General features: G+C 35.3%; 11 protein-coding genes. 6 read left to right on the plus strand and 5 right to left on the minus strand.

Annotation, left to right across the window (positions count from 1 at the left end; all coding sequences use genetic code 11):
* Positions 1-79: 79 nt before the first annotated feature.
* The 3 genes from HHX25_RS16970 to HHX25_RS16980 all read right to left on the minus strand — a co-directional run bounded on the left by HHX25_RS16970 (position 80) and on the right by HHX25_RS16980 (position 2,274).
* Positions 80-784, minus strand: coding sequence for an OmpA family protein (locus tag HHX25_RS16970; protein WP_169675976.1), 705 nt, complete (start codon positions 782-784; stop codon positions 80-82).
* A 4-nt stretch (positions 785-788) separates the two neighbouring features.
* The gene (locus tag HHX25_RS16975) at positions 789-1,259 is read right to left on the minus strand and encodes a lipocalin family protein (RefSeq protein WP_169675978.1); all 471 of its coding nucleotides are present in this window, start codon (positions 1,257-1,259) and stop codon (positions 789-791) included.
* Positions 1,260-1,755: 496 nt separating this feature from the next.
* Positions 1,756-2,274 carry a ferritin gene (locus tag HHX25_RS16980; protein ID WP_169675980.1) on the minus strand — a complete coding sequence of 173 codons (519 nt, stop codon included), beginning with the start codon at positions 2,272-2,274 and terminating at the stop codon, positions 1,756-1,758.
* 595 nt (positions 2,275-2,869) lie between these two features.
* Between HHX25_RS16980 and HHX25_RS16985 the strand changes: the two genes are divergently transcribed.
* The 5 genes from HHX25_RS16985 (at position 2,870) to HHX25_RS17005 (ending at position 7,837) form a co-directional block, all read left to right on the plus strand.
* Positions 2,870-3,454 (plus strand): hypothetical protein, encoded by a 585-nt coding sequence (locus HHX25_RS16985; protein WP_169675982.1) that lies wholly within the window; start codon positions 2,870-2,872, stop codon positions 3,452-3,454.
* A gap of 157 nt (positions 3,455-3,611) precedes the next feature.
* Positions 3,612-4,571: a methionyl-tRNA formyltransferase gene (locus HHX25_RS16990; RefSeq protein WP_169675984.1), complete on the plus strand. Its 960-nt coding sequence runs from the start codon at positions 3,612-3,614 to the stop codon at positions 4,569-4,571.
* Positions 4,572-4,614: 43 nt separating this feature from the next.
* Entirely contained in the window at positions 4,615-5,193 is a 579-nt protein-coding gene (locus tag HHX25_RS16995) for a phage tail protein (protein WP_169675985.1), read from the plus strand.
* A gap of 29 nt (positions 5,194-5,222) precedes the next feature.
* On the plus strand, positions 5,223-5,801 hold the full coding sequence (locus tag HHX25_RS17000; protein WP_169675988.1) for a phage tail protein: 579 nt from the start codon (positions 5,223-5,225) through the stop codon (positions 5,799-5,801).
* Between the two features lie 110 nt (positions 5,802-5,911).
* The gene (locus tag HHX25_RS17005) at positions 5,912-7,837 is read left to right on the plus strand and encodes a T9SS type A sorting domain-containing protein (protein ID WP_169675990.1); all 1,926 of its coding nucleotides are present in this window, start codon (positions 5,912-5,914) and stop codon (positions 7,835-7,837) included.
* Between the two features lie 72 nt (positions 7,838-7,909).
* Here HHX25_RS17005 and metG read toward each other — a convergent pair whose 3' ends face one another.
* A complete protein-coding gene (metG, locus tag HHX25_RS17010; protein WP_169675992.1) occupies positions 7,910-10,027 on the minus strand; it encodes a methionine--tRNA ligase in 2,118 nt (705 codons plus the stop codon).
* A gap of 165 nt (positions 10,028-10,192) precedes the next feature.
* On the opposite strand from metG, the gene HHX25_RS17015 reads away from it, so the two are divergent.
* Entirely contained in the window at positions 10,193-11,209 is a 1,017-nt protein-coding gene (locus HHX25_RS17015) for a S66 peptidase family protein (RefSeq protein WP_169675994.1), read from the plus strand.
* A 354-nt stretch (positions 11,210-11,563) separates the two neighbouring features.
* Here HHX25_RS17015 and HHX25_RS17020 read toward each other — a convergent pair whose 3' ends face one another.
* Entirely contained in the window at positions 11,564-12,187 is a 624-nt protein-coding gene (locus HHX25_RS17020; RefSeq protein WP_169675996.1) for a YceI family protein, read from the minus strand.
* Positions 12,188-12,248: the final 61 nt, after the last annotated feature.

Consider the following 12,248-nt stretch of genomic DNA (forward strand, 5'->3'; position numbering starts at 1 on the left):
GAATTAAATTGAGCGCATAAAAAATCTCGTTTTCAAAAATAACATTGAAAACGAGATGTATGCAAGTTTAATTCTAATTTTAATTATTCGCTTCGGCCTTGGCTTCTTCAATCATTTTTTCATTGGGTAAAATAGCGATATTAACGCGTCGGTTTTTTGCTCGCCCTTCTACAGTAGAATTATCGTGCATAGGCTGATCTTCTCCAAACCAATTTGTAGTAAACCTTCCAGAGCTAAGCCCTTTTCCCTTAAAATAGTTTGTCACTGCGTATGCTCTGTTTTTTGATAAGTTCATGTTATAATTGGCATCTCCAGTATTATCGGTATGACCTACAACTAAAATATTAGTATCTGGATATTCTTTAAAGACTCCTGCCAATTTATTCAATGTTTTTTGAGAAGAAGCATTAATATTATACTTATTTGTATCAAAATAAACGCCGCTACCCTCGTCAAACGTTACTACGATACCATCATCTACACGCTCAACCTCTGCACCAGGAATTTCTTCTTCTATTTTCTGGGCTTGCTTATCCATTTTATTTCCAATGAGCACTCCAGCAGTTCCTCCAATAACACCACCAATGACAGCTCCCAGTTCTCCATTGCCTCCTTTACCTACATTATTACCAATAATAGCACCCAAAATAGCACCACCAGTAGCACCAATTACGGCACCTTTTTGTTTGTTATTGGCATTTTGTACGGCTTTACAATTTGTTAGACTCATTGTTAAAATAAGTGCCAAAAAGATTAATCCAATTTTGTTTAAAAATGTCTTCATTATTTTATTGTTTATTAAAATTCATTGTAATTGTAAATGGTTTACCACCAACAGACACGGTCTGTTCCCATTGCATGGTCGCATCTGATAATGAGATTAATTTTAATCGAAAACCACGATTGGTTTCAGATTTATACTTCTCATTGGTTGGCTTAAGCAGAAAATCGTAAAGCCCTGTTTGGGGATCAATTTCTTGAATTGTAAACACAAAATTTCGAATGCCGCTTGAACAACCAGGACCGTTAATATTGTAAATTCCCGTATTATTATTGGGAACAAACTGCCACGTGCTTCCTTCAAAACATTCTTTTGAAGAATCACTAAGCAAATTAACATTATAGGTTCCTTTCTCACTATAAGTTATTGAGTTTAGTACCCAATCTCCTTTAATTACTTTTTTCGAATCTCTTACAGTTTTTGATGTTCCGCAGGAAATTAAGCTAATAGCTATTAAAAAAATAAGTGTGTTTTTCATAAATTTAAATTTAATTGGTATGTAATGACATTTACGAATTTAAGACTCCCTTTAGATTTTTTTATATAATTTTTCTGAAGAAGTTTAAGCTCTTAAATATAGATAAGTATAAGACACCGATCATCTAGGTTAGTCACTTTTTTTTATACAATTTCATTAAAAATACAATGAATTAAAAAGCTAAGTTTTAAGTTTCAGAAAGTTAAACTGAAAACAAGCATATCTTGTGAAAATTTAGCCCATTAAAGAGGCGCGTATTTAAGCCACTTTTTTAAGCAAGTCGAAACAAGGACATTTTTTGCAACGTTTTTTTTCGCCTTTCTTGAATTTCTTGCAACAGCTGGTTTTCACCTTATCGGTAGTAATGATACCAATCTGTTGTAATTTTTTTATAGCTTTTTGCTTTTTCTTCTTGCCCAAAACTGAATCTAAGATTTCGATAACGTGGCAAAAATAGCTTATTTTTATTAAATCTAAATAAGATTAAGTGTTAAAATTATTCAGGAGCATTGGTTGCTGCAGTTGTAACTGTTAAATTTTCGATATCTCTGTCGAATAGGTACAGGCCTCCTTTATCATCACCAATCATGTTTATCTTATCAAGAATGGTACGGGCTACTGCTTCTTCTTCTATTTGTTCGGCAACATACCACTGTAAAAAGTTATGTGTTGCATAATCTTTTTCCTGAAGACTTATATGCACCAACTCGTTGATACTCTGAGACACATATACTTCATGATCAAATAATTTTTCAAACATTTCTTTAAAAGATTTAAAGGTAACATTCGGCGCCGCTAATTGGGAAATTTTGGCATGTCCGCCACGTTCATTAACAAACTTCACCAGTTTCAGCATATGTTCCCGTTCTTCATCAGATTGCGCATACATAAAATTGGATACACCTTCTAAGCCTTTCACTTCAGCCCAGCATGCCATCGCTAAATAAATTTGAGAGGATTCTGCTTCTATTCTTATTTGATTGTTTAATGCTTCTTCTATGGTTTTTGATAACATGAGTTCTTTTTTATGTAAAGTTAAACAAAATTAATCATAGAATTTTTCCAAAATATAAGTTTTAGATTTATAGAATAAAGAAATCTTTAATACCTAAAAATCGTTTTTGCTGCAATTTAAGTTACCTGATTGAGCATGGTTATTTATTTTGTAAAAAAAGTTTACAAATATCTTTATCTATGTGATTAAAACATAAATCAAATAATGATTTTATGTGAACAGGTTTTGTATTAGAGCAAATCTTGTAAACAAATGCGAACCTTTTTAACCAATTAGAAACTCTCCAAAACTTTCATTGGCATTCAAAAATGCTATCTGCAAGACGTTTTTATCATGAAGTATTTTTCATTTAATAGTTCTTCATGAAATATAACAGATGAATATTCTGAAAATCAATCCTTTTTATTCCTTGCTTCATAAAGGATAACCAATGCTATTTAACAACCATTATGTAAACCTATTCCTCTTTTTTTGTAAAAAAAGTATGCTTAAAATTAAAATATGTAAAAAAAATCCCTTAATTTAATCGTTTTATTAGTTTAACCTCCTAAAGACTAACAATTAGCATAATTACTAACTTTATATACCTTATTTTATGAATCGAAGAAAATTTTTATCATCTGGTACTATTGGATTAAGTGCTATATCGATGATCCCATCGTCAATTATTGCTAATAACAATCCTGTTTCTGTTTTCTCTATCGGAGAAGGGTTTAACCGGGTTTCTAGTCAAATTAATCATATTTCTGTAGCATTTCTACCTCAGCATTTTCTTAAGGCGCATACCGCTTTAATGCACATCCTTTTAAAAAAAGGATACAGTTATGATAATACTAAAGTTGTAAAATTAAGTTCTAATTGCTTTGCAATCCCTTTAAGCAAAAAACCTCTGATAGGTTTTAATACCAAAGAACTTGCTTTATTGATAGAACATAAAGGAAATTGTAAACACTATATTCTTAACGAAAACACAACAATCGCATTTAATTCATTGGTTGAAAACTTTAGCAAAAGTTCAGATTCCCATGAGCTAAATCTAGATGCCATTGCGTTTTCGGCTCCCGCAAAAGTCATTAAAAAATCTGATGGTAAAGAAAATAGATTTGTTTATAAAAATGCAGATGGAAACACTGTTACCTTAATAGGTTCCTCTAAACGACAAATAGCAATGGTTAACTAGAGAGAAGGGTTATGTAGATTTAATAGTCTTATATATTTCTTACTCTATTTAACTGAATGCATAGAATATCTATAAAATTATCTCTCTTTAATAATTATAGTAGTTCAGCCATGTGATCTATTTTTTTTCACTTGGTTCATCATAAAACTATGAATTTATGAAAGTAATACTCATTGGAAGTTTTCCAGTTTGTTTATCGGTTTATAATCATCTTTCAAAAAACAAACACTTGGATGCTGTTTGTTTTCAAGAATCAGAGATTCAAAATACCAAAGAAAATTTTTGGATAAATGCTATCCAGAAAGAAGGATTTGATTCTTTCCTTATTAATACAAATAATCTAAATCAACAATTTAAGGTATGGTTAGAAAATAAAACTCCAGATCTTGTTTTAGTCTGTGGATTTTCTTTAAAAGTTCCAGAACCTCTGTTATCCATACCAACACATGGTTTTTTAAACATTCATTTTGGTAAACTACCCGAAAACAGAGGACCAGACCCCTTATTTTGGTCTATTAGACGTGGAGAAAAGCAAACTGCTATTACCATACACCAAATGGATAAAAACTGGGATACAGGAAACATCCTTACAGAACAGCCAGTTCCCATCATTCCAGGAGAAACATTAGGAATGGCCAATTCTAAAATGAGTAATATGCTTGGAGAGCTTACTGAAAAAGCAATAAAATTGGTAGCAAATCTCCCAAATTTCAAACCACAATCAACAGAAGGAATAGCATACAATTATAAGCCTAATGATATAGAAACGAGCATACAATGGGAAACCCAAACTGCAGATGAAATTGAGCAATTAATCAATGCCTGTAATCCAAAATATGGTGGGGCCACGACCTATTATCAAGGAGCTCCAATAAAAATACTGGAAGTCTCACCTGTAGACAACCAACCTCTATTAGGTAAAATGCCTGGTGAGATTATACATGCGCATCCACAAGAAGGATTGTTCGTCTATTGCAAATACGGAAAATTATTAAAAGTAAATACGATAAGTTCTGATGCAGGAGTACTATCTGGATCTAAATATGTACATCTGGGAGTACGACAAGGGCATTGTTTTACTACCACTTTAAAAGCTAAATACCATACAGAAATCTAAATGATAACCAATAACAAATTATTAATCTTAAACATTAAAACTTATGCAAGGAACAATAGGAGAAGTTCGTATGTTTGGCGGTAACTTCGCGCCAAGAGCTTGGGCATTCTGTGAAGGCCAATTAATAGCCATATCACAAAACACAGCTTTATTTTCAATTATAGGAACTACTTATGGTGGTGATGGAAGAACCACTTTTGCTTTACCAGATCTAAGAGGACGTGTACCTATTGGACCCGGGCGCGGACCAGGTTTATCGTCTCGTTCCTTAGGTCAGAGAAGCGGTTCTGAAACCAATACACTAAACGTTCTACAAATGCCTTCTCATAATCATAATGCCATAGTTACTAATCCAGGAGAAATAGCTATACCTGTAAACACAACCTCAGGAGATGAAGATGAGGCAAACCCTGGAGCTGGGGTTTTAGCAAATACCGGAAATGATAATTTTGCTTCTAGTGTAACTGCTGGTGCAAAATATGCTGGAAGTAATATTCCTGTATCTGGAGGACAAATTACAATAGCTAATAATGGTGCTAATCAACCCATAAACAATATGCAACCTTGGCTATCTACTTATTATATTATTTGTTTACAAGGAGTTTTTCCTTCAAGAAGCTAAAAAAATATTAACCTTAAAAATAAAACATTATGGATGGAACAATAGGAGAAATTCGCATTTTTGCAGGCAATTTCGCACCAAGAGCTTGGGCGTTTTGCCAAGGACAATTATTATCTATTAATTCAAATCAAGCCTTATTTTCAATTTTAGGGACTACTTATGGCGGTGATGGGAGAACCTCTTTTGGATTGCCCGATTTAAGAGGGCGGGTTCCTATCGGGCCAGGAACAGGGCCTGGATTAACAACACGTAGACAAGGTCAAAGAAGTGGAACCGAATATAATATATTAACTATTCCACAAATGCCTTCTCATAATCATAATGCCATAGTTACGAACCCAGGAGAAATAGCTATACCTGTAAATACAACTTCAGGAGATGAAGATGAGGCAAATCCAGGAGCTGGGGTTTTAGCTAATACGGGAAATGATCATTTTGCTTCTAGTGCAACTACTGGTGCAAAATATGCTGGAAGTAATATTCCAGTAGCTGGAGAACAAATTACGATAACCAACACAGGAGCTAATCAATCTGTAAATAATATGCAACCTTGGCTATCTACCTATTATATCATTTGCTTACAAGGCGTTTTTCCTTCCAGGAATTAGATTATTAAAAGAAGAGAATTAGAATATATCTTTTTGTTCTCTTCTTTTTAAACTTTTATTCAATGTCACATTAAACAACACCATTTTTTTTAATAAAACTATTTCTAATAATGAAAAAAAATTACTTGAAAATCAAAATTATTGTATGTGTTTGGGTTCTATGCTCCTTTAGCTTATATGGACAAATCCAAGATGGAGTGATAGACGATCCTGGAGATATTGTGTTTGTAGCATTTCACGATAATGATGATGGTTTTTCATTTTTATTTCTTGATAACTGCCCTAACGGTACCTCAATTAGATTTATTGATGAAGGATGGAATGGAACTTCATTTAATAGCACAACTTCAGAAGGCGAGGTATTATGGACAAACAACACGGGAACCACAATAGTCGCAGGTACGGTCATTGATATTACAGACGCTGATGATAACAATCTAGGCATTCAAGCTACTCTTGGGGTTGCAACGGAAGATGAAAGTGGATTTTCGACAGGTGTCACAAACGAACAAATTTATGCCGTAACAGGAACCCGGGCAGCACCAGGTACTTTTTTAGCTTTTGTTGGCGATACAGATGATGGTTCAGATCCAGCTTCACTATCTGGAACGGGATTAGTAGCAGGTTCCACAGCGCTTATTCTCATAGACAATGAAGGATATTATACTGGGAGCACTACTTGTAATGGCACGATTGAACAATGTGCTACTATGTTTAACACCTCAGGAAATTGGACAACCGGAAGCTTTTCTTTTCCATCAGCAGTTCCTGATACAGCAGATGGAAGTGCAATCGCACCAGACACTACCAATCCACAAGTACAATCAATTACAAGACAAAACCCTACAACATCTCCAACTAATGCAGATACTTTGACTTGGGATGTTACTTTTGACGAAGCTGTAAGTCTTGTCGATCCTGCTGATTTTTCGCTTTCTGGAACTACGGCCACAGTAACTGGGGTTACCAATCCAAGTGGCAATATTTATAGGGTTACTGCTTCTGGTGGGGATTTAGCAAATGCGAACGCAACAGTAGTATTGAGTTTTAGTGGTGGTCAGAATATAATCGATTCGGTTGGAAATGCTTTAACAGATACAACCCCGACAGGGACTAATGATAATAACTTTGTTATAGACAATACAGCTCCGACTATATCGATTGGCACACCTAGTGCTGGGGCTGCCAATAATGGGCCTATCACTTACACCATTACTTATACAGGTGCAAACAGTGTGACTTTATCCAATGGGGACATAAGCTTGAACACCACGGGGACGGCTACGGGAAGCATCGCCGTTACCGGATCGGGAACAGCAACCAGAACCGTTACCATAAGCAGTATCTCTGGCGATGGCTCCCTGGGCATTTCCATTGCGGCGGATACGGCAAGCGACACCGTTGGAAACAGTGCTTCGGCTGCTGGACCCAGTGCCACCTTTACGGTGGACAACACCGCGCCAACCCTTGCCATCGGTGCACCCAGTGCCAGTTCGACAAGCAGCGGGCCCATCACGTATACCATTACCTATACGGGAGCAGATGCCGTGACACTGGCAAATGGGGACATCAGCTTGAACACCACTGGAACGGCTACGGGAAGCATCGCCGTTACCGGATCGGGAACAGCGACCAGAACCGTGACCATTAGCAGTATCTCTGGCGATGGCTCCCTGGGCATTTCCATTGCGGCGGATACGGCAAGCGACACCGCTGGAAACAGTGCCTTGGCAGCTGGACCCAGTGCCACCTTTACGGTGGACAATACACTAAATGTACAAAGTGATATTTTAGCTAATGAATTAAATATATATCCTATTCCTGCTCAAAACATCATCACTATTTCTTCGGAAACAAGTTTAGGATTACAAAACGTAAAATTATTTAATCTACAGGGCAAATTGATTCTTTCTAAGAAACTTGATACAAATAGTAATACAAATGCTATTGATATTTCTTTAATGCCTTCTGGTTTATATCTAATGCATATATCTTCAAAAAATGGTTTTGCCACTAAACGAATCATTAAACAATAACGCTATTTTTAATGTTAAAATAAAAAACCGAGGTCATGACCTCGGTTTTTCTTATTCATATCATATTGTTTTTCAACTTATCTGCAATCCATTCCTAACATCTGCATCACCGGCACTGAATGCAGTCGAAGTATCTGGATTTACAAATACCAATTTGCCTTCTGGGGTTTCCGTCATTAAAATCATACCTTCACTTTCAACACCTCTTAATGCTCTTGGTGCCAAATTCACTAAAACGGTTACCCGTTTTCCAACAACTTCTTCGGCATTAAAACTTTCGGCAATTCCAGAAACAATCGTTCTTACATCAATACCCGTATCTACTTTTAAGACCAACAGCTTTTTTGCTTTTGGCATTTTTTCGGCTTCTAAAATGGTTCCAACACGGATATCCAATTTTGTAAAATCTTCAAACGTAATGGTCTCTTTTTGTGGTTCTACAACAGCATTCGCTACTTCGTTAGCTTTTTTACTGGCTTCTAGCTTATCAAGCTGTGCTTGAATAGCAGCATCTTCAATTTTAGAGAATAACAATTCTGCTTTTCCTATTTTATGACCAACTGGTAATAAGACTTCTTTGGTACTGATATCGTTCCACTGAGATGCTTTGACAAGCTCAGCATGACTTTCGTTTTCATCTTTTCGGGCAAAACCAAGAACACCTTTAAGCTTTTCGGAAGTAAATGGCAAAAATGGTTCACTTAAAGTTGCTAAAGCTGATGCTATTTGAAGTGCTACATACATAATCGTTTTTGTACGCGCTTCATCTACTTTAATAACTTTCCAAGGTTCTGCATCTGCCAAATATTTGTTTCCAAGTCGTGCTAAATTCATGAGCTCTTGCTGTGCTTCTCTAAAACGATAACGTTCGATAGAACTAGCTATAACATCTGGATAAGCTTTTACTGCTGCTAATGTTTCTTCATCAACCTGTAGCAATTTGCTTGGAGCTGGAACATTTCCGTCATAATATTTATTTGTTAAAACCACAACACGGTTAATGAAATTTCCAAAAATGGCGACCAATTCATTATTATTTCTGGCCTGAAAATCTTTCCATGTAAAATCGTTATCTTTAGTTTCAGGTGCATTGGCTGTTAGGACATAACGCAATACATCTTGCTGCCCTGGGAATTCTTCTAGGTACTCTGGTAGCCAAACCGCCCAGTTTTTTGAGGTTGATAATTTATTTCCTTCTAAATTTAAAAACTCATTGGCAGGTACATTTTCTGGTAAAATATAGGAGCCTTCTGCCTTTAACATGGATGGGAAAATAATACAATGGAATACAATATTATCTTTCCCTATAAAGTGAACCAGTTTTGTGTCTTTATCCTTCCAATAAGGCTCCCAATCTTTTCCTTCACGTGCTGCCCATTCTACTGTAGACGAAATATAACCTATGGGTGCATCAAACCAAACATAAAGTACTTTTCCTTCTCCGCCTTCTGCGGGCACTGGAATACCCCAATCCAGATCTCTGGTTACCGCGCGCGGACGTAAGCCATCATCTATCCAGGACTTACATTGTCCGTAAACATTCGATTTCCAATCTTTTTTATGCCCCTCAAGAATCCATTCTTTTAAAAAGCCCTCATGTTTATCCAAAGGCAAAAACCAATGTTTTGTTTGTTTTAAAGTAGGCGTATTGCCTGTTAGCGCTGACTTCGGATTTATTAAATCGGTTGCATTATGGCTCGTCCCACAGTTTTCACATTGGTCGCCATAACTTTCTTCATTGCCACATTTTGGACAAGTTCCTACCACAAATCGGTCTGCTAAAAACTGATTTGCCTCGGCATCATACAATTGCTCTGTCACTTCTTCAACAAATTCACCTTTGTCATTTAAAGTTGTAAAAAATTCTGAAGCTGTTTTATGATGTACCTTAGCCGAGGTACGTGAATAATTATCGTAAGTAATTCCAAAATCTTCAAACGACTTTTTAATAATTGCATGGTATTTATCTACAATGTCCTGCGGCGTAACGCCTTCATTTTTTGCTTTGATGGTAATGGGCACACCATGCTCATCACTTCCTCCAATTAATACAACATCGTTCCCTGTTAATCGTAAATAACGCGCATATATGTCTGCGGGGACATAAACCCCTGCTAAATGGCCAATATGAATAGCACCATTTGTATAAGGAAGTGCTGTTGTAATGGTATATCGTTTTGGTGTACTCATCTTATTCTTTTTATATCATGTCCAGCGCAGTCAAAGTGTAGCAATCTTATTAATAATAGTTGTATTTAACAGATTCCTGTACTTTGCTCGGAATGACGGATCGTTTTGAAGCCGTAAAAGTAAACATTTTGACTACGATTTAGAAAAAAAATGTACATTTACATTATGTCAAAAATCTCATTAATTACTACATTATGTTGCGTTGTTTTGTTCTTTGGAGGCAAACACCTTTCTGCGCAAAATGCGCCATCAACTAAAACAAATACATTGATACAACCACCATATTTAAAAGCAGGCGATACGGTTGCCATAGTAGCGCCTTCGGGCATCTTAAAAAATCGAACTAAAGAAGTGCAACAAGCTAAAACACTTCTGAAAAGCTGGGGATTACACACCATTGTTGGCAAACATGTATTCAGTAAAGACAATCATTTTGCAGGAACGGATGATGAACGCTGTGAAGATTTTCAAAATGCATTGGACGACCCTAAAATAAGTGCCATCTGGTGCGCTCGCGGTGGCTATGGCACTGTTAGGATATTAGATAAACTAGATTACACCAAATTTAAACAAAACCCCAAATGGCTTATTGGTTATTCTGATATTACGGCACTACACAATCAATTTCATAACGAAGGGATTCAATCTATTCATGCTATGATGTGTACCAGTTTGCAAGATGACTTGGGAACTATTAAAGAAACACTTTCTACATTTAAAGATGCTATTTTTGGAAAACCACCAAGTTATATTCTGGAAGGCTCTAAATATAATAAAGCTGGAAATGTCTCGGCTCCTATTGTTGGTGGCAACTTAACAATGTTGCATACCATGTTGGGTTCTAAAACCAGCATTGATACTTCTGGTAAAATTTTATTCATTGAAGAAATAGGAGAATATAAATATCATATAGACCGTATGCTACAAAGTTTAAAACGCGCTGGGTATTTTAATAACTGTAAAGGGGTGATTGTTGGAGATATGACCAAACTTAGAAAAAACACCACACTTTGGGGGAGCTCGATTGAGCAGCTTATCTTAGATGCCTTGTCTGATTATAATTTCCCTATTGCATTTCATATGCCTGCTGGACATGAAAAAGATAATCGTGCCTTGATTTTAGGGAGACCTATTGAATTGACTGTAAGCGTCGATCAATCTACAGTTGTTTTTAAGGAATAAAGAATTTCTTGAAATGCACTATTCTCGAGGCAGAGCCATAGAGGTATTTCGTTCGTTTCATTTTGACCTTTTTGGTCAAAAGCTGAGCCTCGGAGAATTATTTTCGATTAAAAAATAAAAGCTATTTAAAAAGCTTCTATGATAATCTCATCATTAGTTTTATAAAGCTTAATAAAATCTTTTGGGTTTCCTTTTATTAGATACCCTTTTTATCAAACAAAGCAAATTCATTATTGTTTAGCGGCACTAATATTAAATATTTTTCGTCAATAACTACTTTTGAAAGGATTCCTGTAAAATCTTGTGCATGACCTTGAATTATACTTAGAATTATAAATATTCTTAAAATATAGGTTAACATTTATCAGCATTAAAACATTCAATGGTTACTTCAAATTCAATAGTATCAGATATAATATCATCTTTAACACCACTAAATAAATCTTTAGATTCGTATTTAATACCCCATTTGGTTCTATCGATAATAAATTTTGAATGCATTTGATACCTCCCATCCAGAACTTTATATTTCATGTCGAAAGTAATCTCGTTTGTAATATTTTTAATGGTGAGCTCTGCTTTTACTCTAATAACATCTACATTTTTATGAACCACATTTGTAAATTTTATTGTGGCCAAAGGATATTTTTCAACATCAAAAAAATCTTGATTCTTTAAATGCCCCACCAGCATATCGTTGTACTTACCATCGGTATTTGCAATGGAGTTCATATCAATCTCGAAATACCCTCCAAGGATAACATCGTTAGATTTTAAAAATGGACTTATTATAAAATCGTTAGATTTTGTAACATGCCCCTTTTTAAATTTTACAGTACCATAATGCTTATTATATTTAAACAAATTAGAGCCTGTCCATTTTACAACACTCTTAGCCATATCTATTTCAAAGTTTTTTTGAGCATTAGTAATTAATGTAAAACAAATAATAGTTGCTAGTGAGATAATTTTTTTCATGATTTATATTTTTTAGTAAAACTAGACGCAACGCATTCAATTTTTGTAAAAAAAATGTGAA

This window comes from Flavivirga algicola, from assembly GCF_012910715.1.
In the GTDB taxonomy this organism is placed as follows: domain Bacteria; phylum Bacteroidota; class Bacteroidia; order Flavobacteriales; family Flavobacteriaceae; genus Flavivirga; species Flavivirga algicola.

Excerpts from the sequence above, each read along its gene's own strand:
- HHX25_RS16980 (WP_169675980.1), bottom strand. The coding sequence starts at position 2,274 with ATGTTATCAAAAACCATAGAAGAAGCATTAAACAATCAAATAAGAATA.
- metG (WP_169675992.1), bottom strand. The coding sequence starts at position 10,027 with ATGAGTACACCAAAACGATATACCATTACAACAGCACTTCCTTATACA.
- HHX25_RS17020 (WP_169675996.1), bottom strand. The coding sequence starts at position 12,187 with ATGAAAAAAATTATCTCACTAGCAACTATTATTTGTTTTACATTAATT.
- HHX25_RS16995 (WP_169675985.1), top strand. The coding sequence starts at position 4,615 with ATGCAAGGAACAATAGGAGAAGTTCGTATGTTTGGCGGTAACTTCGCG.
- HHX25_RS17015 (WP_169675994.1), top strand. The coding sequence starts at position 10,193 with ATGTCAAAAATCTCATTAATTACTACATTATGTTGCGTTGTTTTGTTC.
- HHX25_RS17005 (WP_169675990.1), top strand. The coding sequence starts at position 5,912 with ATGAAAAAAAATTACTTGAAAATCAAAATTATTGTATGTGTTTGGGTT.
- HHX25_RS16975 (WP_169675978.1), bottom strand. The coding sequence starts at position 1,259 with ATGAAAAACACACTTATTTTTTTAATAGCTATTAGCTTAATTTCCTGC.
- HHX25_RS16990 (WP_169675984.1), top strand. The coding sequence starts at position 3,612 with ATGAAAGTAATACTCATTGGAAGTTTTCCAGTTTGTTTATCGGTTTAT.
- HHX25_RS16970 (WP_169675976.1), bottom strand. The coding sequence starts at position 784 with ATGAAGACATTTTTAAACAAAATTGGATTAATCTTTTTGGCACTTATT.
- HHX25_RS17000 (WP_169675988.1), top strand. The coding sequence starts at position 5,223 with ATGGATGGAACAATAGGAGAAATTCGCATTTTTGCAGGCAATTTCGCA.
- HHX25_RS16985 (WP_169675982.1), top strand. The coding sequence starts at position 2,870 with ATGAATCGAAGAAAATTTTTATCATCTGGTACTATTGGATTAAGTGCT.